This window comes from Klebsiella huaxiensis, assembly GCF_003261575.2.
Lineage (GTDB): Bacteria > Pseudomonadota > Gammaproteobacteria > Enterobacterales > Enterobacteriaceae > Klebsiella > Klebsiella huaxiensis.
The window spans coordinates 2,878,444-2,901,710 of record NZ_CP036175.1 but is presented as its reverse complement, the minus strand read 5'-3'; the positions used below and the strand labels follow the sequence as shown (position 1 = coordinate 2,901,710).

Here is a 23,267-nt window from a genome sequence, read left to right as displayed (position 1 = left end):
TGCATTACTACGCAGGGATACCTCTCCCGGAGGCGGTGCTACGCACCTGTCCGGGCTACCGAACCGCTGACGGCGGTGAACCTGTAGCCCGGCCAAGCGCAGCGCCGCCGGGGGCTTTTTCCTGAGATCGCTGCGAATGCCTTATCCAGCTTACTGCTGCTGTATGCTGATTATTTCCCCGCCTCTGGATGCGTATCAAACGCCGCCATTACCGCCGCCAGCTCCGCTTCGCTAAAGCCATATTTCGCATCGTCAACGCCGAGGCCGAAACGCGTTTGCAGCGCTTCGTACAGCGCCGGAACGTCCGGTAAATCCAGCTTTTCGACCACATGGTTTTTATCCCAATGGGTAAAGTGGAAATTGGTTAACGTCATTTTGCCGCCGTCCGGTAAATGGCGACACATCAGCAGATGATGACGAAAGTGCGACTGCGGCCAGTGCGCCGACCAGAAATTGCCCATCACATAGTCAGAAGCGTACTGGCGACCCAAATCAAAATGGTACATCGACTGCCAGTGACCGTGATGACTGAACTGCAGCACCCATTCATCCCCTTCATAAATCAAGCGATACTCACCGTGCGGGGTGGTTTGTTCAACATCAGCCAGCAGCTTAATCGGCGCGGTCAGGGTCTGACCGCCGAAGCCGACATCGGCAATCCAGCGTTCGCCTTCCACCTCCACCAGCAGCAACCGATGAGTGCGCGGCGGCATATGCAGCGGATTGGCAAGCACCACGCGCCCGAGAAGGCTGCGCACGTTAAAGCCCATCTCGCGCAGCGCTCTCTCCAACAGACCATTTTGTTCAAAGCAGTAACCGCCTCGGCGACCATGAATCAGCTTATCTTCCAGCGTCCGATCGTCGAGGTGCATCTCCCGGGGCAACAGCACATCGAGGTTCTCAAACGGGATCGCGCCGTTATGGTGGATATGCAGTTCGCGCAAGGTGTTAATCGATACTTCAGGGGTTCCCGTCCAGCCCAGACGAGAAAAATAGGCGCTTAAAAATGGACTCATCAATGCCTCCAGCAATCGGTGTCCGACATTTATAGCCTGTTTTTTCTGCCTGACCAGCTATTTTGTGCGATCGCCTTTATTCGCGCGTGCCCCGCTGCATCAACGCCAATGCGCTGAGCATTAAAGCCAGGCCAGTAAATAGCGTCAGGGAAGCCATTGCCATCCCCTGTCCTACCGAGCCCTGCTCAAACTGACGCCAGATAAACACCGCTACGGTTTGCGTCCCGGCGGGGGCCAGCAGCAGCGAGGTCACCAGTTCACGGGAGGCAACGGCAAACACCATCAGCATCGCCGCCAGCAGCGCCGGAAACACCAGCGGCAGAACAATCAAACGCAGCGCCTGCAATGGCGTAGCACCATGCACCCGCGCCGCCGGTTCAAGGTTATTTCCGAGTTGGCGTAGCGCGCTGCCGACATAGCGCACCGGCCACGGCAGCAGCAAACAACAATAAGAAAGCAGTAGCATAAACCAGGTGTTATAGGGAGAAACCGGCCAGAACGGTTGATTCCACAGCAGAATCAGCCCAACGCCGACCACCACGCCCGGCAGCGCTGCTGGCATCAGCGATAACGCATCAACAATCGCACTCCCCTTGATTTTCTGCACCAATACCAGCCAGGCGGCCAGCATGCCGACGAGGCCGACGATCAATGCCGAAGCCAGCGCCAGCGAAAGGCTGGTCCCCAGCGCCGACAGCGCATCGCCCTGCTGGGCAAACAGCGCATCGAAATGCCTGAAGGTAAAATTGTCAGCATGAATACCGCCTGACAGCGTCCCCATCAGGCTGGTTAGCACCATCGACGCCCCCGGTAATAACACCGCCAGTCCGCCGATACCCGCCATAAACAGCACCGCCGGAAGCGTCATCCAGCCCAAATCCGCCCCGCTGTTCTCTCCCGGCTTGCCGGTGACGCTGGTCACTTCCTTATCGCCAATCAGCCGCTTTTGCAGCCACCAGGCCAGCAGCGCTACCGCAATCAGCAGCAATGACAGCAGCGACGCACCCGGCAGGTCGATAGGCCAGTCGGCGAGCTTTTTCTCTATCCCGACGGTGAGCATCACCAGCCCTGCCCGTGAACCGAGGGCCGCCGGAACGCCGTACTCTTCAATGGCGAGGGTAAACGCCAGCAGCATCCCCGCCGCCAGCGCCGGAGAAAGCATCGGCAACGTGATATGCCAGAACGCCCGCCAGGCGCTGGCCCCGTGCACCCGCGCCACTATCGCCAGCCGCTGACCGCTCGCCAGCAGGCTGCGCGAGACCGCAAAATAGACCACCGGGAAGATGTTGAGGGTCATCACCAGCACGATCCCGCTGCGGCTGAACAGCAGATCGTTCAGATCCCAGCCGGTCAGTTGTTGCAGATAGCCGTTGCTTTGCAGCACCAGCATCCATGACAGCGCAGCGATATAGGGCGGCGTAAGAAAGGGGATCAGAAATAGCAGATCCCACAGGCGGGGTAGCGGCAAGTTAAACAATCCGCGCAGCACGCCCAGCGGCAAACCGATAATCACGCTCATCAGCGCCACGCCGCAGGCTACCCACAGGGTGCCGCCAAGCATCGTCGTCAGCTGCGGGTCGTCAATCAGCGTCGATACGCCGCTAAACGCGCCGTCCAGCGAACCGGCGCTAAACTGGGGAAAAATAGCTTGAAGCACAATAAAGAAGAGCGGCAACGCCACCAGCACCAGCAGCGCCGTTAGCGTTCCCGTCGAAATAAGTTTCTGTTTCACGGTATTTTCCTGGAAACAATCCACAACTTCACAGCCGTCTGCGATCCGGTAGCCCGGACAGGCGCACCAGCGCCGCCTCCGGGAGATGCACCGGGCCTGATGCCTCAGCGTTGCATCTTCCCGGTGGCGCTACGCTGACCAGGCTACTTTTTGCCCGAGCACGCTTTCGCCACCCGGGGAAATCGGTTTATTGCGCGAAAAGCGAATTAAAACGTGAGAGGACCGCGCTACGTTCACTGTTGCCATCGCTGGTGGTCGGCAGAATTTTCAGCTCATTGAGCAACGGACGTTTCGCCTGAACATCGCTACGGGCGGGCATCAGCCAGGCATCGGCGACCAGCGTCTGACCTTCCGGCGACAGGACATAGTCAACAAAGGCTTTGGCATCGTCAGCATGCTGGCTGGTTTTGAGGATCATCATTGGGCGCGGCGCGATAACCGTACCGCTGGCCGGGAAAATCACCTTCAGCGATTCGCCCTGATGAATATTGCCGTAAGAGACATAATCCACCGCGCCGAACACCGCGGCTTTCGCCCCCTGCATAACAGGCGTTACCGCCTGGGCATTTGGCCCGCTGACCACCATGCCGTTCTTCTTCAGGTCGTCAAACAGCGCCCAGGCTTTATCGCCCATGCCATTCTGTAACCCGATCAGCAAATCCAGTGATGCGCCGGAGAGCGCCGGGTCCGGCGTGGTGACTTTATCTTTGAACGCGGCTTCGGTCAGATCGCGCCACTCTTTCGGCTCCGGGGTGCCGCTTTTGGTGTTCCAGACGATCCCCAACGCCGAAATACCCTGAGCGACGTAATCAGCGGATTTCAGATTCGCCGGAATCTTATCGGCATTAGCGCTCTGATACGGTAGTAGCCAGCCACGGTTATGCAAATCCTCCGCCGTGTCCCAGGATGCGGAGATCAGCACGTCAGCCTGTGGATTCGCCTGTTCGGCTTCCAGACGCGCCATCACCTTGCCGGTGGTGGCCTGGAAAATATTCACCTTAACCCCGGTTTTCTTCTCATAGCCGCTGGCGAGACTTTTCGCCAGAGAGCCCGGACCAGCGGTGTATACGGTCAGCGCGTGGGCGCTGGATATCATGGTAGCAGACAACATAATCGCGAGCGCAACTCCTTTCTTAACGGTCATAACGGTTTTCATGCAGATTCCCCTGAGGATGAAGTAACGGCGCGGACGGCGGCAATGCTGCCCGCAGATAAATGAACAATCTTGTCAGCCAGCAGTTCTGCTTCGCGACGGTCATGGGTGACGTAGACGGCGGTGATGCCTAACTGGCGCAGCAGGCGGCTCATTTCGACGCACAACGACTCGCGCAGTTCGCTATCGAGATTGGAGAGCGGTTCGTCGAACAGCAGCACGCGGGGTTCAGCGACGATAGCGCGGGCCAGGGCGACGCGCTGCTGCTGGCCGCCGGAAAGCCCCGACGGTTTACGCTCGGCGAAGCCGTTGAGACCAACCAGCGCCAGTGCTTCCATAACCCGCTTTTGCCGTTCGCGGCGCGCTACACCGCGCATACGCAGCGGAAAAGCTACGTTCTGCGCAGCCGTCATATGCGGCCACAGAGCGTAATCCTGGAAGACCATGCCGAGATCGCGCTGCTCCGGGGGCATTCCCCAGCCGGTTTTCGCCACCAGGCGATCGCCGAAGTGAATGTTGCCGCTGGCGGGAACTGTTAATCCTGCCAGCAGGCGCAGCAGCGTACTTTTGCCGCAGCCAGAAGGCCCCAGCAGCGCAACGATGCTGCCCGCATCGATATGCAGACTGATCTGATTAAGAACGGTGTTGGCACCGAAGGCGAACGAAACGCCGTCGAGTTTAATGCTGGTAAGCGCGCGCATTATCGCCCTCCCCATTGGGAAAGCGATGCTCTACCCGCGGTCAACATCCGCCGGGCCGCGCTCACCTGAGATAAATTCAGGGGAGCTACCATATTGTTATCCTCTTTGGGACTTTTACCCGTCATTCTTCAAGTTGCATGTGCGTTGGCCGCATTCGTTCACCCCAGTCACTTACCAAAGTAAGCTCCAGGGGATTCGCTCACTTGCCGCCTGCCTGCAACTCGAATTATTTAGGGTATCGTGCCGCCGACTATAGGGAGCCTGTATGACGTATTGATTACATTTTCATTGCGGATTAACGTGTGGTCTGGCATCAGACCCATTTACCAAGGAACGCATATGAGCCGTTTTCGCCACGTGGAACTCCAGTACGCCAGTCGCCTGCTTAATCATGGCCCGACCATTCTGATAACCAGCTATGACACCCAGTCTCAACGCCGTAACGTCATGGCCGCCGCGTGGTCGATGCCGGTGGAGTTTGCACCACCGAGGCTGGCTATCGTGGTGGATAAAAGCGCCTGGACGCGGGAAATTATTGAGCGCAACGGTACCTTCGGCATCGTCGTCCCTGGCGTGGAGGCCGCAAGCTGGACCTACGCGGTCGGTAGCATCAGCGGGCGCGATGAGGATAAATTTAACGCTTACGGCATTCCGGTAGTGCAAGGCCCGGAGCTGGGATTGCCGCTGATCGAAGAGAAATGTCTGGCGTGGATGGAGTGCCGCCTGCTGCCGCCAACGGCGGCTCAGGAGCAGTACGACACTCTGTTTGGCGAGGTGGTTTCCGCCGCTGCCGATGAGCGCGCGTTCGTCACCGGTCGCTGGCAGTTCGACGACGATAAGATCAATACCCTGCATCATCTCGGCACTGGCAATTTTGTCGCCAGCGGTCGCCGCGTACAGGCTAATACCCCGGAAGAGTAAACCTTGCCGACCCGCAGATTGTTGAGATCGGTAGCCCGGACAGATGCGCAGCATCGCCTCCGGGATAATTCGGCAACACCCTGCGGTCTTCTTCCCGGGGGCGGCGCAAGCGCCTTGCCCGGGCTACGGGATCGCAGACGTCTGAAGACGGGTAGCCCGGACAGATGCGCAGCATCGCCTCCGGGATAATTCGGCAACACCCTGCGGTCTTCTTCCCGGGGGCGGCGCAAAGCGCCTTGCCCGGGCTACGGGATCGCAGACGTCTGAAGACGGGTAGCCCGGACAGATGCGCAGCATCGCCTCCGGGAAATGTTCAAGGCCGGGTATGGCGTCAGCCGCCATCCGGCAAAATCAGGCTCGGCGTTCAGACCAGGTTTGTCATCAACCTCCACATTTTCGCTTGATCGTCTATCGCTTCAGCCATATAGTTAGGCACCATACTATATAGCTGAGGCTGATATGGAACTTGAACAAAAATACCTTTCGCTGCTGCAGGAGGCCGAGCGTCATCAGCTTGCTGACGTCGACAATATCCGCCTCTGTTTTCAAACTCTGTCGTTAGCGGCTGCCATCGACCGCGATTGCGCAACGCTGCTGGCTCCGTGGGGATTATCCGAGGGACGTTTCGTGCTGCTGTTTTTGCTCGATGCCGCAACCGACGGCCTCGCTCCCAACGTGTTGGCGGAAAAAGCAGGCGTCACCCGGGCAACCATTACCGGGCTGCTTAACGGCCTTGAGCGTGACCAGTTAATTGAGCGCCACGCCGACCCTCTTGATGGCCGGGCCATGCGTATCGCATTAACCCCTGAGGGCAAGCAGCTTATCGGCAGCGTCTTCGCCCAGCACGGCCGGTGGATTGCTGGCTTATTCAGCCATCTCTCAGCGCAGGAACGCATCCAGCTATCCGAACTGTTGGCGAAAGTCGCCGCCGGTACGCTGGCAGGAAAAAGTCTCTCATGATCTGGATATCAACCCAAAGGAGTCACCCGTTATGTCTCACTATTTAGTCGAACTTTATACCCCTAACTCCGCCTGGCACGCGCTGTCTGTGGAGCAGCGTCAGCAGTTTATCAATGGCATTCAGTCTGGGATGAGCGGTCTCGCGCAATGGGGCGTCGAACTCCTGACGCTGGCGCAGACCGATACCGCTATCGATAAAGCCTCCCCACACCGTTTTTTAGGCATCTGGCGTTTTCCCGACGCTCAGGCCCGCGATGCGCTGTTGGCTGGTATCGCCGCCAGCGGCTGGTATGATTATTTTGAACATATCAATGCCGCCGCGAACACCGGTAGTCTGGAAGAGCATCTGAACGCGCTGGGTTGATTCTCTGCGCGCTTCCCCCCAGGGCGGCGCCAAGCACCTACCCGGGCTACCGGTTCGCAGATGGCTGAAGACGGGTAGCCCGGACAGATGCGCAGCTTCGCCTCCGGGAATCAAATCACTTAGAAAGGAACTCGCTATGAGCGTACCGCAAACCCAGGATCAGCTACTGGCAGCCATCGAGAAAAACTTCGCAAAACTGGCTGGTTACCTGTCACATATTCCTGAAAATAAAACGAACGAAAAGACCCTGGCTGGTCACGCGCAGGGGACAATGATGAGCGTTCGCGATCTGGTCTGCTATCTGCTGGGATGGAATGAACTGGTGCTCAAATGGATAACTTTTGACGAAACCCGGCAGCCTATCGACTTCCCGGAAACCGGCTTTAAATGGAACCAGCTCGGACTGCTGGCACAGAAGTTCTATGCCGATTATCCACCGCTGGATTACCCTGCTCTGCTTACTGCCCTGCATCAGGCGAAACAGCAGATTGTCACCTGCATCGAAGCGCGGGATGACAACACGCTTTACGGCCAACCGTGGTATGGCAAATGGACGCTGGGGCGGATGATCTCCTTCAACACCTCGTCACCTTATGCCAACGCCTGTGGTCGTTTGCGCAAATGGGCAAAGGAACAAAATGTGCCGCTAAAATGACCGCTGCCCCTCAGCGCAGCAGACGACGTCGATCCTCGCTGGGGGTCAGGCCAAAAACCTTTTTATATAAGGTGGTAAAGTGATTGCTGTTTGCGAAGCCGCATAAATAAGACACTTCTGTAATCGTCATATCGGTTTCGCGTAATTTTACGCGTGCCGAAACTAAACGCAGGCGTTTTAAATAATTGTCCGGTGTCAGCCCGGTGGCCTCTTTAATATGGCGAAAAGCCGTTCGCGTGGTCAGATGAAATTTCTCCGCCAGCTGCTGCCAGTTATGTTCCTCGAAACAGTGCTCCTGTAGCCAGGTGAGTAGCTTATGCAGTTTATACTTTGTATTACTATATTCTGCTTCAGATTCCGCATGCAGAATCGTAGTCACCAGCTGGAAAAAAGCAGCTTCGCGCAGTGCGCTATTTTCAGCCAGCAGGCATTCAGCTGAGAATATCTTCTCAACCAGCTCCCGGCAGATATGGCGGGTATCCGGGGCCAGCCAACCGTAGCAAGAGGCCTGTTGTGCTGAGAATGTCTGCAATAAGCCATCGAGATGTTGTAAATACTGAAATTCCGCTAAAGGGTTAATCAACACGTTAATTAACTTCAGCGTCCCCAGCTCATCATAATAATGTACGTCACCCGGTTGAACGTAAAAAACATCGCCCTGTTGAATATATAATGGTCGGCCATTAATAACGTGTAAACCGTGTCCCTCTTCAACGATCACCAGTTCAGCAAACTCGTGACTATGCTCATGGCTATTATCTTCCGGGTCGCTGGCGTACATACCCAGCTTATCCTGCGGATGGGCGAAATAATACTCAACGGTCAACATCATCATTTATCAAGTCCAAAATGGCATACGGCGCAGGGGCAAGATAATGCATTTTAGTAGCCGCCACGAGCAAGATTTATGGAATTGTGATCGCCAACCTCCCCATCCCATCATCATTGCCATTTTCTCAAACGCTTTGGCATTGCCAGAGTGGTTGCCGCAGGCAGCGGCATCTTATGCTGCGCTCAAATAAACACAGAGGACGCAGTATGTCACAGGCTATCCAACATAACGCTCAGGTCAAGATGACCCGTCACCAGGATTTTTTACGCACCGCCGAGGCGTTGCGGCCCGCGCTGCGCAGCGAACTACACCCGCCTGTCGCCGTGATAGAAGCCCGGGCCGACTCCCGCGCGCTATTTGGCTGGCGCGCCGAACCGGTGAGTAGCTTAGCCGCGTTCTACCAACGCGAACTGACCAGCGGCGATAGCGTTATTATTGATTTTGGCAGCCACTACGTCGGCTACCTTCACTTTCTCTGCCAGAGCGCCGGTAGCCCGCCGGACGCTCCGGCTCATCTGCAGTTCACTTTCGGCGAAACCCTTAGCGAAGTGTGCGAACCGTTCAGTGATTACCAGGGCTGGATCAGCAGCAGTTGGTTGCAACAACAGGATCTGTGGCTGGATGTCCTGCCCGCAGAAATCGACCTTCCGCGCCGTTACTGCTTCCGCTACCTGAAGGTTGAGGTGAAGGCTGTTTCAAGCAAATTCCGCCTGCAGTTCGACCAGATTCGGGTTAATGCCGTGACCTCGGCAACCCAAACCTGCCCAGCGAGCATCACCGCCGATCCGCAACTGCAAGAGATCGACCGGATTGCCGTTTTAACCCTGCAAAACTGCATGCAGGAAGTCTTCGAGGACGGTCCCAAACGTGACCGCCGCCTGTGGCTCGGCGATCTACGGCTTCAGGCGCTGGTCAACGATGTGACTTTCTGCCGACATGACCTGGTGCGCCGCTGCCTGTACCTCTTCGCCGGACATACCCGAGAAGATGGCATGGTGTCGGCCAACGTTTTCGTCCAACCGGATGTCATTGCTGATGACACCTTCCTGTTTGATTACTCATTGTTTTTTGTCGATGTTCTCTACAACTATCTGCAAAGCGCCGAAGATCTTCAAACGGCACGCGAGCTGTGGCCCACGGCTAAGCGTCAGATCGATCTGGCGCTAACCCGCTGCGACGACTCAGGCCTTGTGCGCGATAGCGACGACTGGTGGGTGTTTATCGACTGGCAGGCATCGTTGAATAAACAGGCTTCCGCGCAAGGGGTGCTGATTTACTGCCTGCAACGTGCCATCTGGCTGGCGGAACGTTTTGAACCTGAACGGGCGGCGAGCTATCGCACCTGCCTGCAACAGCTCAAAGCCGCAGCGCTCGATACGTTATGGGACGAACAGCAAGGCTTTTACGTTAGCGGCCAGCAGCGGCAGGTTTCCTGGGCATCGCAAATCTGGCTGGTGCTGGCGGAAGTCGGAACTCCTCAGCAGCGCCAGGAGATTATACGCAACCTGGAGAAAAATCCCCCCGCGATCGCTATGAACACGCCCTATCTGCGCCACCACTATATCGCCGCTCTCTTGCAGTGCGGTATGCGCGACGAGGCAATTGCGCAGATCAAGGCCTACTGGGGCGCAATGGTCGATTACGGCGCTGACACCTTTTGGGAAATTTTTGACCCGGCGCGCCCTGAGTTTTCCCCTTATGGCAGCAAACTGATAAACAGTTATTGCCATGCGTGGAGCTGTACCCCGGCCTGGTTTATTCGCCAGTACGGACTTTAACAACAACGATAAGCGAGTTCATTTTATGGCAGAAACAACTTTTACCCTGTGGCGGCAGCGCGTTGGCTACGGCATCGCTGACCTCTCCTGCAACCTCGTGTGGCAGATGATTTCTCTTTATCTGATGTTCTTTTACACCGACGTGATGGGCCTGCCCGCCTATTACGTCGGCCTGATGTTCCTCGTCACGCGTCTGGTGGATGGCGTTGCCGACGTACTGATGGGGCTGGTTATCGACAACACCACCACCCGCTGGGGTCGCTGTCGTCCGTACTTGTTGATTGGCGCGGTACCTTTTGGGCTGCTGTGTATTCTGGCCTTCTACGTGCCCGATTTCGGCACCACCGGTAAGCTGATTTACGCGTTTATCACCTATCTGTGTCTGTCGTTTCTCTATACCATCGTTAACATTCCGTTTTGCGCCATGCTGCCGTTTCTGACGAACGACTCGCGGGAGCGCACGACGCTTTCAGCAGTGCGTATACTGCTCGGCTCGCTCGGGGCAACCATTGTTGCGGTCGCCACCCTACCGTTGGTCGGCGCGCTGGGTAAAGGTAATCAGGAACAGGGTTTCCTCTATACCGCAGTCATTTTCGGTATCATTGCCACGTTTTTCCTGCTGGTGAGCTTTCGCAACGTCAAAGAAAATATCAGCATTACTCAAGAGCGGATGACCTTAAAACGCGCCTGGGTCAGCCTGCGCGCCAACCGTCCGTGGTTTGTGTTCGCCATTAATATTTTCCTGATGTGGGGCGCGTTCTTCTTCCAGACCGGGGCGCTGGTTTACTTCTTCCACTACTACGTAGGCAATAACGATCTCACGGCGATCGTTGCCGGGATCTCCACTTTCGTTCCTCTACTCGGAACACTCACCGTGCCGCTGCTCGCCAGACGCATGAAAAAGCGCCACGTCTATCTGATCGCCAGCGCGATCAATCTTGTCGGGATGGGCATGATGATGGTGGCAGGCGTTAATAGCTGGGGACTGATTGCCGGTGCGGTGGTGCTGTCGCTCGGCGCAGGACAACGGACAGCGATCTACTTCTCCATGCAGGCCGATCCGGTGGATTACGGCGTGTGGAAGACCGGTATCAATACTGCCGGAATTCTGACCTCCATCAATGGTTTCCTCGGCAAAGTCGCCATGGCAAGCGCGGGGGCGATAACCGGCGTGCTGCTCTCTTCCGGCGGTTATATCGCTAACCAGGCGCAAAGCGATAGCGCGATGCTGGCGATTAAAGCCTGTTATCTCTACATTCCAGCACTGCTGATTGTCGCCTCGATGCTGTGGATTGGTCGCTTCTATCGCCTGGACGACCAGTACGAGCAGATCCGCGCCGACCTCGACGCCGGACGCCGCGCACCGTCGGACACTTCGTCGGTATCCGGAGAAAACCACGCCCTGTAAGGCACATCACACCGTTCTACCCTAAATAATTCGAGTTGCAGGAAGGCGGCAAGCAAGAGAGTTCCGATGAGCTTACTCAAGTAAGTGATTCGGATGAACGCGCGTAGCCAACGCACAAGCAACTTGAAGTATGACGGGTATCTACTTCTGGAAAAATAAGGATTCGTATGCGTATCTCTTTGATTAGCGCAGCGGTTTGCTGCGCCCTTTTTTCGGCCTGGGGCGCGAGTGCAGCGCCTCTCACCATCGAACAACGGCTGGCGCAGTTGGAAGCCCGGCTCAATCATGCGGAGCAAGAGGCGGGAGAAGCCAACCGCCGTGCGCAGCAGGCGGAACAACGCACCAGCGCCGCAGAACAGCGCGCGGCGGCAGCCGAAAAACAGGTACAGACCCTCAGCCAGCGCACCGCTGCGACCGAGCAAAAGCAGCAGGCCACTGATAAACAGCTGGCGAAAACCAGCCTCGCCGACGGCTTTGAGTTCAACGCCTACGCCCGCTCCGGGATGCTGGTCGATAGCCACGGTAAAGGCGCGCGCGGCGGTCCTGGGATCTCTCCGGCCAGTTCGCTCAACGGCGATGCCCACGTTGGCCGTCTCGGCAACGAGAAGGACAACTACGTTGAGCTGAGTTTCGGTAAGAAAATGACCTTTAACGACGGCTCCTGGGCGCACTTTAAAACCATGCTCGCCGACGGTGCGACCAACCCGGATCCGTGGGTGCAGGATAACGACAGCCACCATCTGAACGTACGCCAGTTGTACGTCGAGATGGGCAACTTCGCCGATTTCTCCGGGCCATTTAAAAACGCCTCCATCTGGGCGGGCAAGCGTTTCGACCGCGATAACTTCGATATCCACTTCACCGATAGCGACATTATGTTCCTCGGTGGTACCGGCGGCGGCATCAACGACGTGGCCTGGGGCAGCAATCTGCGCGGTGATTACTCGGTATACGCGCGTAACTTCGGCGACCTTGGCAGCGATAACTACGAAGACAACGATATTCAGAATCTAATGTTCACGGCGAACCACTTCTGGAGTAACTGGCAGCTGATGACCACGGTGATGACGGCTCAGGGCAACGATGACCTGAAAGATAACACCTCGACCACCGGCAGCTATGCCTTGCGCAGCGATAATACGGCGAAGAGCGGTTATTACGCGATGCTGGCTTACCACGATAAGCAGCAGTTCTACGGCCTGGCGCCGGGGATATCCGAAAGCGCCTTACAGTACGGCGGCGGTCTCGGTGCCGAAGCACGTCAGCCCGGCAGCGATGGCGATCTCACCGAGAATGCAAAATCCTTGCGCTTTGCGTCATACGGAATTTTGCCGCTGGGGAAAAACTGGGAGCTGGCTCCATCGGTTATCGCCCAGCACAGCGAAGACCGCTACCGCGATGGCGACCGTTACGATTGGGCAACCTTCAACCTGCGGGTGTCTCAGGGGATCACCCGCAACTTCGCCCTGCTGTATGAGGCTTCCTGGCAATATATGGACCTCAATCCAAACGGACGAAGCTATCGCTACGACAACGGCGTGCATCAATACCAGGCGGTGAGCGGTGATTTTTATAAGCTGACTTTCGCCCCAACGTTCAAAGTGGGCGATGTGTTTGATATCAAAGCGCGGCCGGAGATTCGTTTTTTTGTGACGTGGATGAACTGGGATAAAGATCTGGATCGCTACGCGATTAACGACGATTTCGGCAGCAAAGGCTTTACCGCCGGCGGCAACTGGAACTTCGGCGTGCAGACGGAGATTTGGTTCTGATACAGTAACACGGTGCCGTCTCCCTCCCGGGGGCGGCGCAAAGCGCCTGCCCGGGCTACGGGATTGCAGATGACTTAGGCTGGTAGCCCGGACAGATGCACAGCATCGCCTCCGGGAAGGCAGCGAAATTACATGCTGTAACCCGGTTTTTTAATCAACTGATCCATCTGCGGAGCGATTTCGCTGTCCCAGACCCGCTGCCAGTCGCTCGGGTCAACCTGCTTGAGGGCCACGCTCACCGAGCTGTCTTTGCTGCCCAAATGGCGAACCAATACTTTGGTAATATCGGCAGCCAACGCCGTTTTTTGTTCATCGTTCAGGTCGCGGGGGAAACATTTAATATCTACGTGTGGCATTGCAGGCTCCTTATTGTCAGAACGATAAAGCTATCACAAACCCGGCATTTCGATTTTCTTTTTGTGCCTGAAATAGTGCCGCAATAACCCGCTCCTTTAACAACTCTACGCCGACTCCCGCACCACCAGATGAAAGCCGATATCAATAATCACTTCCCCTTCCCCATTACCTTCAATGCGGTCGGCAAGGAGGGTGGCCGCCTGCTCGCCGATGGCGTGACGGTCAACGCTGACCGTGGTGATGGATGGGCGATTGCTGGCGGCGAAATCCAGATCGCCAAAACCGATCACCGCAAGATCCTCCGGCACGCGCAGGCCGCGGCTTTCGGCTTCCATAATCGCTCCCTGCGCCAGGGTGTCAGAGCTGCAGACAATAACGTCAAACACGTCAGAATCCAGCAACTCAGCCAGGCCGCGGCGCCCGAGCGCCAGCGACGCCGGAAGCGGCACTTCGACCTGCGGCGCATCGTCAATCCCATTTTTAGCCAGCCGGGCGCACAGCCCCTGCTTACGCAACGTTGCGCGAGAATCTCCGGCCCATAACAGCCCCGGACGGCGATAGCCTTTTTCCAGCAGATACTCACCAATGGTTTCGCCAACTTTTTCATGAGAAAAGCCCACCAGCATATCCAGCGGCGTCGGGGTCAGATCCCATATTTCCACCACCGGCGTGGCGGCATTAAGAATAGTTTTCTTTAGCGCCGGTGCGTGCTGAATGCCGGTTAACACCACGCCATCCGGGCGCCGCGAAAGTAAAGTTGATACCAGCTCGGTTTCGGTCTCCCGGCTATAGCCAGCCACGCACAGCAGCATATGGTAGCCGCGCGCCGCCAGGGTATCGCTCAGCGACTGGATGGTATCAACAAACATATTGTTGTTGATTTGCGGTACCACCACGGCGACCAGTTTGCTGCGTCTGGACGCCAGCCCGCCGGCCAACGCGTTGGGAATGTAGCCCGTGGCCTGCACCGCCTGCATCACTTTTTCTACCGTTTTCGGTCGTACCAGCTGCGGCGTATTCAGCGCCCGACTCACCGTCATCGACGACAACCCGGCGCTGCGGGCCACATCATCCAGCGTTGGCGCACGCGTCGGTTTTATGCTTTTCACGGCTAAGCCCCTGTATTGAGTCGTTTCATGTGGGCATTATTGATGATGGCCCACGCAATTGCCAGCATTCCCCCGTACATCCCCAATAGAATCAACGACCTGAAAAATAAAATGTTATCGCTATCATTATGCATTGTGAATTTTCACAAACCTCTTTGGATTGTGATGCTCACAGCATAATTTTACCCTTTATAACCGCTAATTGTGATCGTTTGTACAAATTAAAATCACTAATGTAGCGTAAAAACAAAACCAGGATTAAAAATGTTAGCGCAAACATTTTATAACCCACAAGGAAATGAATATGACCTCTAGCGCGAATTCCGAGTCCGTGACCTACGCCAAAGCTTCCGGCGTAAAAACCGCCGCAGAAACCGGCGATCGCATTGAGCACGTCAAACTGTCGCTGGCCTTTCTGCCGCTGGCGACCCCGGTCAGCGATGCAAAAGTCCTCACTGGTCGACAAAAACCACTCACCGAAGTAGCGATTATCATCGCGGAAATCCGCTCTCGCGACGGTTTTGAAGGGGTTGGCTTTAGTTATTCCAAGCGTGCAGGCGGCCAGGGCATTTACGCCCACGCCAAAGAGATTGCCGATAACCTGCTCGGCGAAGACCCGAATGATATCGACAAGATCTACACCAAACTGCTGTGGGCCGGTGCTTCGGTTGGTCGTAGTGGCATGGCGGTACAGGCTATCTCCCCTATCGATATTGCGCTGTGGGATATGAAAGCCAAACGCGCCGGGCTGCCGCTGGCAAAACTGCTTGGCTCGCATCGCGATTCCGTGCAGTGCTACAACACCTCCGGCGGCTTCCTGCATACCCCGCTGGATCAGGTGCTGAAAAATGTGGCTATCTCACGTGAAAACGGGATCGGCGGCATCAAACTGAAAGTCGGTCAGCCGAACACGGCTGAAGATATCCGTCGCCTGACGGCAGTGCGCGAAGTGCTGGGCGATGATTTCCCGCTGATGGTGGACGCCAACCAACAGTGGGATCGCGAAACCGCCATTCGTATGGGACGCAAAATGGAGCAGTTTAATCTTATCTGGATTGAAGAGCCGCTGGATGCTTACGATGTCGAAGGTCACGCGCAGCTTGCCGCCGCGCTGGACACGCCGATTGCGACCGGAGAGATGCTGACCAGCTTCCGCGAGCATGAACAGCTGATCCTCGGCAACGCCAGCGACTTTGTGCAGCCGGATGCCCCGCGCGTCGGCGGGATCTCTCCGTTCCTGAAAATTATGGATCTGGCGGCGAAGCACGGTCGCAAGCTGGCCCCGCACTTTGCGATGGAAGTCCATCTGCATCTTGCCGCCGCCTATCCGCTGGAGCCGTGGCTGGAGCACTTCGAGTGGCTGAACCCGCTGTTTAACGAACAGTTGGAGCTGCGCGACGGGCGGATGTGGGTTTCTGAGCGTCACGGTCTGGGCTTTACCCTGAGCGAACAGGCCCGCCGCTGGACCCAGCAAAGCTGCGAGTTTGGTAAACGCCCATAATCGATTTCCCCGAATGGCGGCGTAAACGCCTTGTGCGGGCTACAAGCCCGTAGCCCGGGCAAGGCGCGTCAAGCGCCGCCCCCCGGAGAAAACAACATTTTCCCGGAGGCGATGCTGCGCATCTGTCCGGGCTACCGGGCCACAGACGACTGAAAACCCGTCACACTGCCGGGGAAAAACTTTTTTTGGCTGTACCCACAATACACAACCCTGCAAAGGAGTTGATTAAAATGCAACAGCAAATAAAACGCAGCAACGTGCGTTACGGTATATTATTATTTTTATTTCTGGCCACCGTATTTAATTATGCCGACCGGGCAACGCTGTCCGTCGTCGCGCCAATTATGAGCAAAGAGTTAGGTTTTGACCCGGAGGCGATGGGTCTGGCTTTTTCGGTATTTGGTATTTCCTACGTCATCATGCAAATACCCGGCGGCTGGCTGCTGGATAAATATGGCTCGCGGCTGGTTTACGGCTGCGCGCTAATAGGCTGGTCGGTCGTAACCATGTTCCAGGGCACTATCTATATGTTCGCCAGCCCGCTGGTGGTACTGGTTATTCTGCGCCTGATGATGGGTGCCATCGAAGCCCCGGCCTTTCCCGCCAACAGTCGCTTAAGCGTACAGTGGTTCCCCAATAAAGAACGTGGATTCGTGACCTCGGTATATCAGGCCGCGCAGTATATATCACTGGGCATTATTACGCCGCTGATGACTATTATCTTGCATAATTTAAGCTGGCACTATGTCTTTTATTATATTGGCGCTATCGGCGTCGTGCTGGGGATATTCTGGCTGGCAAAAGTAAGAGATCCATCTCACCATCCTAAAATCAACCAGCAGGAGCTCGACTATATTCGTGAAGGCGGCGGCGAGCCGGAATTAGGCAGCAAAAAAACGCAACAAAAACTCACCCTCGCGCAGATTAAAAGCGTTTGCGTTAACCGCATGATGATCGGGGTTTATATCGGTCAGTTCTGCGTCACGTCGATTACCTGGTTTTTCCTCACCTGGTTCCCGACTTATCTCTACCAGGCGAAAGGTATGTCAATCCTGAAAGTCGGGTTCGTCGCCAGTATCCCGGCGATTGCCGGATTTATCGGCGGCCTGCTGGGCGGCGTGTTCTCGGACTGGCTACTGAAGCGCGGCTACAGCCTGACTACCGCGCGCAAGCTGCCGGTGATCTGCGGGATGCTGCTCTCCTGCGTGATTGTCGTCGCCAATTACACCTCTTCAGAAGTGGTGGTGATCGCCGCCATGAGCCTGGCGTTCTTTGCCAAAGGCTTTGGCAACCTTGGCTGGTGCGTACTGAGCGACACCTCGCCGAAAGAGATGCTGGGGATCGCAGGCGGCGTATTCAACATGTGCGGTAACCTGGCGAGCATTATCACTCCGCTGGTGATTGGAGTGATCCTCGCCAACACCCACTCGTTTGATTACGCCATCCTGTACGTCGGCTCCATGGGCGTGCTGGGCCTGTTCTCCTATCTGTTTATCGTCGGGCCACTGGATCGCCTGACCCTGACACCACGCACCGCTTGATTTAAAACTCTGGCGAGGATTCGCCTCCGCTGTTTCGCATCACACTCCTGCGAAACAGCGGTTTTTTAATAGGTTATCCCCGGTGGATTGACCTCTGATTGCGATACCTCTTCGCCCTGCTCGCCCCAGCGCGCCAGCACCTTTTGATACTCCCCGCGAGCAATTGCGCCATCCAGCGCGGCCTGAAGCGCAAAGACCAGTCCATTGCCTTTTTTGGTGGTAGTGGCGACGTACGCTTTTTTCGGCCCGAGCCCCACAACCTTGGTTTTGCCGCTTAACGCCGCTTTATAAGCCGCCACCGACTGAGGACCAAAGAACACATCGGCCCGCCCGGACTGAATATAAAGGTTGCCGGAAGCGTCATCGGTCAGATAAATGGGCAGAGCCGGTTTGCGCCCGGCGGCTTCGTTTTCGATATTCCAGCCAAGCAGAATCCGCTCTTGATTGGTCCCGGAACCGACAATCACCTTTTTGCCGGAAAGATCCGCCGGACCGTATACACGGGCGATATCGCTGGTGGATTTCACGGAAAACGCCAGCGAGTCGACGCGGTAGGTGGCGAAATCAAACTTCTCTTTACGCAGCTCGGTCACCGCAATATTGACCAGCGCCACATCATAGCGCCCGGAGGTAATCCCCAGCGGCCAGTCCTCCCAGGCCGTGGGAACCAGCTTCAGCTTTAGCCCAAGACTTCCGGCCAGTAGCCTGGCGATGTCCGGATCGCTACCGATACGCGTGCGATTATCGCTGGCCAGCAGCGCCAGAGGCGGCGAATTGAGCGCTGAAATAGCGACCGTCAACGTTCCAGGTTCAACGAACCGATAGTTTACCGGGATCTTCGCGATTGCCTGTTCATCGCGCGTCACCGACAGCGGCTGCTCATTGGCGCGCAGGTCGATTGCCGCCTGCGTACCAGCAGACAGGGTGAATAGTGTCAGGGCAAAAAATCCATTTCTCATGCCGGTAGTACCCTCGATAAAAATTGCCGCGTGCGCTGATGCTGCGGATGGTTGAGCACCTCATCGCTGCTGCCCTGCTCGACAATCTTACCGTCGACCATAAACACCACCTGATCCGCCACTTCTTTGGCAAAGCCGATTTCATGGGTCACCACAACAAGAGTGGTACCGGAGCGCGCCAGTTTTTTAATCACATCCAGCACTTCGCCCACCAGCTCCGGGTCAAGCGCGGAGGTCGGTTCATCAAACAAAATGACTCGTGGGTTAAGCGCCAGCGCCCTGGCAATAGCAATGCGCTGCTGCTGACCGCCGGAAAGGTGCCGCGACCAGGCGTCGGCTTTATTACGCAGCCCAACGACATCAAGCAGTTCATAGGCGCGTTCAATGGCCTCTTTGCGGGTTACCTGTTTATGGGCGATGGGCGCTTCAATCAGGTTTTCCAGCACCGTCAGGTGCGGGAACAGATTGAAGTTCTGAAACACATAGCCGACGTTAACCCGCTGACGAAGGATATCTTTCTCTTTCAATTCATACAGCTTATCGCCTTTACGTCGGTAGCCAATATAGTCGCCATCAATCTGGATAAAGCCTTCATCAACGCGCTCGAGATGGTTAATTGCCCGCAGCAGCGTCGATTTTCCCGAACCGGATGGCCCAAGGATCACCGTGACCGTGCCGGGTTCAATTTCCAGCGACACGTCATCAAGCGCTTTATGGCGACCGAAATATTTGCTGACGCCGGTAATGGAAATATGACCATTATGAGAGTTGGGCATGAACGGGCTCCTGTGGTTGTGGGCGACGAACGAGTTCAACGCGACGACTGCTGCGTGCACTATTGACCGCCGAACGGCGTTCGCTGCGCGCCAGGCCGCGTTCGACCAGATACTGAATAAGCGACAGCACGCTGGTGATCACCAGATACCAGGCGGCCCCAACCATCAGCAGCGGGATCACTTCCTGAGTGCGGTTGTAGATCATCTGGATGGTGTAGAACAGCTCCGGCATCGCCAGCACGTAGACCATCGCCGTTCCTTTCGCAAGGCTGATAATTTCGTTAAAACCGGCCGGTAAAATAGTGCGCAGCGCCTGCGGCAGAATAATGCGCAGGGTGCGACGGCTGGCCGGAAGCCCCAGCGCCGCCGCAGCTTCATACTGACCGTGATCGACGCCAAGGAAGCCACCGCGGATAATTTCGGCGGTGTAAGCGCTTTGTACCAGCGTGAGCCCAACCACGGCGGTAGAAAACTGCCCCAGTACGTTGATGGTTTCAAAGTTGGCCCAGCTAATGCCGGTGAATGGAATGCCAATCGACAGCGTGTCGTAGAGATAAGAGAAGTTGTAGAGAATAATCAGCACCACGATCAGCGGCAGCGAGCGGAACAGCCAGATATAACCCCAGGCGAGGCTGCTCAGCAGCCATGAACTGGAGAGTCGGGCCAGCGCCAGCAGTCCGCCTAAAATCACGCTCAGCACCGTACCGAGTAAAGTCAGCAACAGCGTCTGCCCCAACCCTTCAAGGATCACCGGGTCAAAGAACCAGCGGGCAAAGACGCCCCACTCCCAGCGCGGGTTAAAAGCAACGGACTGAATGACCACTGCCAGCGCCAGCAACGCCAGCACCGCGCCAACCGCCCGCAGCGGATAGCGTGCGGGGACAACCTTAATCGTTTCCGGGGTATGCATATTGGCTCCTTAAGCGCTCTGGCTTAGCGCGCTGACCGCCAGCGCTTTCGTGAATCGCAGTCGACCATCGAACGGCGGCAGGCTGTACTCTTCCGGGTCGCGATTGAGGTCGAACTGCGCCTCATAGCCCTGGCTCAGGTACAGCCGTACCGCTTCCGGCTGACGAAAACCGGTGGTCAGGTAGATGTGGCTATAGCCTGCAAGCAGCGCCCGGCGCTCCAGCTCTTGCACAACTTTCCCCGCCAGTCCCTGCTGGCGCAGACCACGATGGGTCCAGATCCGTTTGATCTCTGCGGTACTGGCATCTTTTGGCTTATACGCGCCGGTAGCGATAATTTCTCCGTCGCGTTCCAGCACAATAAATAGTCCCTGCGGCGCCAGATACCATTCTGTCAGCTCGATTTCGGCATCACGGGAGAAATAGTCGCCGTATCGCGCAGCATACTCGCCAAACAGCCCCTCAATTATCGGCTGTAGCTCCGGCGTTTCCGGAGACACATCGCGGAAGATATCGCTCATTACGCCTCCTGTTAGTCGCCAAGTCCGGCCGGGTTAATTTCAGATTGTGGAATGCTCTCCACCCCTTCGCCCCAGCGGTTCAGCACTTTGGCATAGTCACCGCGCTGGATAGCGCCGTTCAGCGCCGTCTGTACCGGCTCAACCAGGCCACTGCCTTTTTTAACCGTCACCGCAATATGCGCCGCCTTCGGCCAGCCGCCGTCAACGCTGCCCACCAGTTTGGTTTTGCCGGTCAGCGCCGCTTTCCACGCGCCAATGACATTGGGGCCAAAGAAGGCATCAGCGCGCCCGGATTGCAGCGCCAAAGTCTGGGCGGCGTCATCTTTGGTATACACCGGAGTAAACGGCTTCAATCCCTTCTTGACGTTTTCCGCATTCCACGCCAGCAGGATCGCCTCCTGATTGGTGCCAGATCCGACGATGATCCGTAGTCCGGCAATATCCTCTGCTTTTTCAATTTTGTTCAGCGGGCTGGTGCTCTTGACGTAGAAACCCAGCGAATCTTTGCGATAGGTGGCAAAGTCGAACTTCTCTTTACGCTCTTTAGTCACGGTTATATTGCTGACCGCAGCGTCATACTTTCCGGAGGCGACGCCAAGCGGCCAGTCTTCCCATGAAGTCGGTATAACGTTCAGCTCCAGTCCGAGGCTATCGGCCACCAGGCGGGCGATGTCCACCTCACTGCCGAGCAGGGTTTTATTATCGTCGGAGAACACGGTCAACGGCGGCGAGTTCAGCGCCGCCACCGCGACGGTCAGTTTGCCCGGCACGGCAAGGTGAAGATCCTTGGGTAACCCGGCGATAGCCTGCGGATTTTTCGCCGTATGAATCGGCGTTTTATTGGCTTCAAGGCTCACGCCGGTGCCGTTGATATTCACATCTTGCGCCCAGGATGAGGCGCTGACGGCCAGGGCAAGCGCCAGTAGTAGCGATTTTCTCTGCGTTTTCTGCATAGCGACTGTTCTCTATTATTGTTTTTGGAATTGATTAGCGGGCTCTGCCAGCCCTAAGCTTTCGCGCAACGTGGTGCCGGGATAGTCGTGGCGAAATAATCCGCGCTGCTGAAGAATCGGTATCACCTGATCCACAAAGCGCGGGAAGGTATCCGGCGTGCCGCCCTGAATAATGAAGCCGTCCGCCGCACGTTGTTCAAACCACTGCTGCAAACCATCGGCCACCTCTTCGGCGGTCCCGGCGAAACGCGGGCGCGGGCTGGCTGCCTCCAGCGCGACCTGACGCAGCGTCAGGCTTCTTTCGCGGGCGTTGCGTTTAATCTCATCGGTCGTGCTGCGAAAGCTGTTCTGTCCGAGATCGCCAATATCCGGGAAGGGTTCATCCAGCGGATACTGAGCAAAATCGTGGTGCTCGAAATAGCGACCGAGATAATTCAGCGCATCGTCAATCGATACCAGCGCGGCGGTAGTTTGATATTGCTGCTCTACATCGTCGGCGCTATCGCCAACGATCACGCTGACGCCCTGGAAAATATGTAGCGTATTATCATGACGACCATGAGCTGCGAGTTGGCTTTTCACATCACGATAAAAAGCCTGCGCTTCCGCCAGCGATTCCTGATGAGTAAATATTGCATCAGCATGGGTCGCTGCCAGCTTTTTACCGTCATCGGACGCACCCGCCTGAAATATAATCGGACGCCCCTGTGGAGTTCGAGAAATATTCAGCGGCCCGGCGACTTTAAAGAAATCGCCGTGATGGTTAAGCGTGTGCAGTTTACTTTTATCAAAGAACTGTCCGCTCTGTTTATTGCGCACGAAAGCGTCCTGCTCCCAGGAGTCCCACAACCCTTTCACCACCTGTAAATATTCGTCGGCGATGCGATAACGTAGCGCGTGGTCCGGGTGCTGCGCTCGGGAGAAGTTTTTCGCCGAGCCTTCCAGCGGCGAGGTCACCACGTTCCAGCCCGCGCGACCGCCGCTCAGGTGGTCGAGACTGGCAAACTGGCGCGCGGTGGTAAAGGGTTCGCTGTAGGAAGTCGACAGAGTACCAACCAGGCCTAAATGCGAAGTCACCGCCGCCAGGGTGGATAATACCGTCAGCGGTTCGAAGCGATTTAAAAAATGTGGGATCGATTTTTCATTAATATATAAACCATCGGCAACAAAAATAAAGTCGAGCTTGCCCTCTTCCGCTTTTAGCGCCGTCTGTTTAACAAAATCGAAATTAATACTGGCGTCCGCTAGCGCAGCCGGATGACGCCAGGCCGACATATTTCCCGATGCGCCATGTAATATGGTGCCAATACGCAGTTGCCGTTGTTCAGACATCGTTAACCCTTCCCTTGT

The 23,267-nt window shown here is 56.3% G+C and carries 20 protein-coding genes and 1 pseudogene; 9 read left to right on the top strand and 12 right to left on the bottom strand.

The window, feature by feature from the left end; genetic code table 11:
* Nucleotides 1-170: 170 nt before the first annotated feature.
* The 4 genes from nhoA to DA718_RS13965 form a co-directional block, all read right to left on the bottom strand.
* Nucleotides 171-1,016 carry an N-hydroxyarylamine O-acetyltransferase gene (nhoA, locus tag DA718_RS13980; RefSeq protein ID WP_112214236.1) on the bottom strand — a complete coding sequence of 282 codons (846 nt, stop codon included), beginning with the start codon at nucleotides 1,014-1,016 and terminating at the stop codon, nucleotides 171-173.
* A 76-nt stretch (nucleotides 1,017-1,092) separates the two neighbouring features.
* On the bottom strand, nucleotides 1,093-2,748 hold the full coding sequence (locus DA718_RS13975; RefSeq protein WP_112214237.1) for an ABC transporter permease: 1,656 nt from the start codon (nucleotides 2,746-2,748) through the stop codon (nucleotides 1,093-1,095).
* 187 nt (nucleotides 2,749-2,935) lie between these two features.
* Nucleotides 2,936-3,904, bottom strand: a complete 969-nt coding sequence (locus tag DA718_RS13970; RefSeq protein ID WP_112214238.1) for an ABC transporter substrate-binding protein — start codon at nucleotides 3,902-3,904, stop codon at nucleotides 2,936-2,938.
* A complete protein-coding gene (locus DA718_RS13965) occupies nucleotides 3,901-4,605 on the bottom strand; it encodes an ABC transporter ATP-binding protein (RefSeq protein WP_167492874.1) in 705 nt (234 codons plus the stop codon). The genes DA718_RS13970 and DA718_RS13965 overlap by 4 nt, the downstream gene beginning before the upstream one ends.
* Nucleotides 4,606-4,941: 336 nt before the next feature.
* Here DA718_RS13965 and DA718_RS13960 point away from each other — a divergent pair, with 336 nt between their 5' ends.
* From DA718_RS13960 to DA718_RS13945, 4 genes are all read left to right on the top strand, one after another.
* Nucleotides 4,942-5,523: a flavin reductase family protein gene (locus DA718_RS13960; RefSeq protein ID WP_112214240.1), complete on the top strand. Its 582-nt coding sequence runs from the start codon at nucleotides 4,942-4,944 to the stop codon at nucleotides 5,521-5,523.
* A gap of 459 nt (nucleotides 5,524-5,982) precedes the next feature.
* Complete coding sequence (locus DA718_RS13955; protein WP_112214242.1) at nucleotides 5,983-6,483, top strand: MarR family winged helix-turn-helix transcriptional regulator; 501 nt, start codon at nucleotides 5,983-5,985, stop codon at nucleotides 6,481-6,483.
* 31 nt (nucleotides 6,484-6,514) lie between these two features.
* Nucleotides 6,515-6,847: a DUF6616 family protein gene (locus DA718_RS13950; protein ID WP_112214243.1), complete on the top strand. Its 333-nt coding sequence runs from the start codon at nucleotides 6,515-6,517 to the stop codon at nucleotides 6,845-6,847.
* Nucleotides 6,848-6,983: 136 nt separating this feature from the next.
* A complete protein-coding gene (locus DA718_RS13945) occupies nucleotides 6,984-7,502 on the top strand; it encodes a ClbS/DfsB family four-helix bundle protein (RefSeq protein WP_112214244.1) in 519 nt (172 codons plus the stop codon).
* A 10-nt stretch (nucleotides 7,503-7,512) separates the two neighbouring features.
* Here DA718_RS13945 and DA718_RS13940 read toward each other — a convergent pair whose 3' ends face one another.
* On the bottom strand, nucleotides 7,513-8,337 hold the full coding sequence (locus DA718_RS13940) for a helix-turn-helix domain-containing protein (protein WP_112214245.1): 825 nt from the start codon (nucleotides 8,335-8,337) through the stop codon (nucleotides 7,513-7,515).
* A gap of 203 nt (nucleotides 8,338-8,540) precedes the next feature.
* On the opposite strand from DA718_RS13940, the gene DA718_RS13935 reads away from it, so the two are divergent.
* The 3 genes from DA718_RS13935 to DA718_RS13925 all read left to right on the top strand — a co-directional run bounded on the left by DA718_RS13935 (nucleotide 8,541) and on the right by DA718_RS13925 (nucleotide 13,292).
* Nucleotides 8,541-10,112, top strand: coding sequence for an alpha-L-rhamnosidase-related protein (locus tag DA718_RS13935; protein ID WP_112214246.1), 1,572 nt, complete (start codon nucleotides 8,541-8,543; stop codon nucleotides 10,110-10,112).
* Nucleotides 10,113-10,137: 25 nt separating this feature from the next.
* Nucleotides 10,138-11,520 (top strand): glycoside-pentoside-hexuronide (GPH):cation symporter, encoded by a 1,383-nt coding sequence (locus DA718_RS13930; RefSeq protein ID WP_112214247.1) that lies wholly within the window; start codon nucleotides 10,138-10,140, stop codon nucleotides 11,518-11,520.
* Nucleotides 11,521-11,687: 167 nt separating this feature from the next.
* Nucleotides 11,688-13,292, top strand: a complete 1,605-nt coding sequence (locus DA718_RS13925) for a carbohydrate porin (RefSeq protein ID WP_112214248.1) — start codon at nucleotides 11,688-11,690, stop codon at nucleotides 13,290-13,292.
* Nucleotides 13,293-13,420: 128 nt separating this feature from the next.
* Here the strand turns inward: DA718_RS13925 and pptA are convergent, their stop codons facing one another.
* Both pptA and DA718_RS13915 read right to left on the bottom strand, forming a co-directional pair.
* The gene (pptA, locus tag DA718_RS13920) at nucleotides 13,421-13,648 is read right to left on the bottom strand and encodes a tautomerase PptA (RefSeq protein WP_112214249.1); all 228 of its coding nucleotides are present in this window, start codon (nucleotides 13,646-13,648) and stop codon (nucleotides 13,421-13,423) included.
* 105 nt (nucleotides 13,649-13,753) lie between these two features.
* Entirely contained in the window at nucleotides 13,754-14,758 is a 1,005-nt protein-coding gene (locus tag DA718_RS13915; RefSeq protein WP_112214250.1) for a LacI family DNA-binding transcriptional regulator, read from the bottom strand.
* Nucleotides 14,759-15,062: 304 nt separating this feature from the next.
* Between DA718_RS13915 and DA718_RS13910 the strand changes: the two genes are divergently transcribed.
* Together DA718_RS13910 and DA718_RS13905 are read left to right on the top strand one after the other, a co-directional pair.
* Entirely contained in the window at nucleotides 15,063-16,259 is a 1,197-nt protein-coding gene (locus DA718_RS13910; RefSeq protein ID WP_112214251.1) for an L-talarate/galactarate dehydratase, read from the top strand.
* 230 nt (nucleotides 16,260-16,489) lie between these two features.
* Entirely contained in the window at nucleotides 16,490-17,800 is a 1,311-nt protein-coding gene (locus tag DA718_RS13905) for an MFS transporter (RefSeq protein ID WP_112214252.1), read from the top strand.
* A 65-nt stretch (nucleotides 17,801-17,865) separates the two neighbouring features.
* On the opposite strand, the gene DA718_RS13900 is transcribed toward DA718_RS13905, so the two are convergent.
* From DA718_RS13900 to DA718_RS30695, 5 genes and pseudogenes are all read right to left on the bottom strand, one after another.
* Nucleotides 17,866-18,759, bottom strand: coding sequence for a transporter substrate-binding domain-containing protein (locus DA718_RS13900; protein ID WP_112214253.1), 894 nt, complete (start codon nucleotides 18,757-18,759; stop codon nucleotides 17,866-17,868).
* On the bottom strand, nucleotides 18,756-19,535 hold the full coding sequence (locus tag DA718_RS13895; RefSeq protein ID WP_112214254.1) for an amino acid ABC transporter ATP-binding protein: 780 nt from the start codon (nucleotides 19,533-19,535) through the stop codon (nucleotides 18,756-18,758). Before DA718_RS13895 ends, DA718_RS13900 begins: the two co-directional genes overlap by 4 nt.
* On the bottom strand, nucleotides 19,519-20,445 hold the full coding sequence (locus DA718_RS13890; RefSeq protein ID WP_112214255.1) for an amino acid ABC transporter permease: 927 nt from the start codon (nucleotides 20,443-20,445) through the stop codon (nucleotides 19,519-19,521). The genes DA718_RS13895 and DA718_RS13890 overlap by 17 nt, the downstream gene beginning before the upstream one ends.
* 9 nt (nucleotides 20,446-20,454) lie before the next feature.
* Complete coding sequence (locus DA718_RS13885) at nucleotides 20,455-20,964, bottom strand: GNAT family N-acetyltransferase (RefSeq protein WP_112214256.1); 510 nt, start codon at nucleotides 20,962-20,964, stop codon at nucleotides 20,455-20,457.
* Between the two features lie 11 nt (nucleotides 20,965-20,975).
* Nucleotides 20,976-23,249 (bottom strand): annotated as a pseudogene (locus tag DA718_RS30695) (NtaA/DmoA family FMN-dependent monooxygenase).
* Nucleotides 23,250-23,267 lie beyond the last annotated feature (18 nt).

What these genes read in the sequence shown, in the direction of transcription:
- DA718_RS13940 (WP_112214245.1), bottom strand. Translation starts at nt 8,337, where the DNA reads ATGATGATGTTGACCGTTGAGTATTATTTCGCCCATCCGCAGGATAAG.
- DA718_RS13905 (WP_112214252.1), top strand. Translation starts at nt 16,490, where the DNA reads ATGCAACAGCAAATAAAACGCAGCAACGTGCGTTACGGTATATTATTA.
- DA718_RS13925 (WP_112214248.1), top strand. Translation starts at nt 11,688, where the DNA reads ATGCGTATCTCTTTGATTAGCGCAGCGGTTTGCTGCGCCCTTTTTTCG.
- DA718_RS13935 (WP_112214246.1), top strand. Translation starts at nt 8,541, where the DNA reads ATGTCACAGGCTATCCAACATAACGCTCAGGTCAAGATGACCCGTCAC.
- DA718_RS13890 (WP_112214255.1), bottom strand. Translation starts at nt 20,445, where the DNA reads ATGCATACCCCGGAAACGATTAAGGTTGTCCCCGCACGCTATCCGCTG.
- DA718_RS13885 (WP_112214256.1), bottom strand. Translation starts at nt 20,964, where the DNA reads ATGAGCGATATCTTCCGCGATGTGTCTCCGGAAACGCCGGAGCTACAG.
- DA718_RS13900 (WP_112214253.1), bottom strand. Translation starts at nt 18,759, where the DNA reads ATGAGAAATGGATTTTTTGCCCTGACACTATTCACCCTGTCTGCTGGT.
- DA718_RS13970 (WP_112214238.1), bottom strand. Translation starts at nt 3,904, where the DNA reads ATGAAAACCGTTATGACCGTTAAGAAAGGAGTTGCGCTCGCGATTATG.
- DA718_RS13895 (WP_112214254.1), bottom strand. Translation starts at nt 19,535, where the DNA reads ATGCCCAACTCTCATAATGGTCATATTTCCATTACCGGCGTCAGCAAA.
- DA718_RS13955 (WP_112214242.1), top strand. Translation starts at nt 5,983, where the DNA reads ATGGAACTTGAACAAAAATACCTTTCGCTGCTGCAGGAGGCCGAGCGT.
- nhoA (WP_112214236.1), bottom strand. Translation starts at nt 1,016, where the DNA reads ATGAGTCCATTTTTAAGCGCCTATTTTTCTCGTCTGGGCTGGACGGGA.
- DA718_RS13945 (WP_112214244.1), top strand. Translation starts at nt 6,984, where the DNA reads ATGAGCGTACCGCAAACCCAGGATCAGCTACTGGCAGCCATCGAGAAA.
- DA718_RS13930 (WP_112214247.1), top strand. Translation starts at nt 10,138, where the DNA reads ATGGCAGAAACAACTTTTACCCTGTGGCGGCAGCGCGTTGGCTACGGC.
- DA718_RS13960 (WP_112214240.1), top strand. Translation starts at nt 4,942, where the DNA reads ATGAGCCGTTTTCGCCACGTGGAACTCCAGTACGCCAGTCGCCTGCTT.
- DA718_RS13910 (WP_112214251.1), top strand. Translation starts at nt 15,063, where the DNA reads ATGACCTCTAGCGCGAATTCCGAGTCCGTGACCTACGCCAAAGCTTCC.
- pptA (WP_112214249.1), bottom strand. Translation starts at nt 13,648, where the DNA reads ATGCCACACGTAGATATTAAATGTTTCCCCCGCGACCTGAACGATGAA.
- DA718_RS13950 (WP_112214243.1), top strand. Translation starts at nt 6,515, where the DNA reads ATGTCTCACTATTTAGTCGAACTTTATACCCCTAACTCCGCCTGGCAC.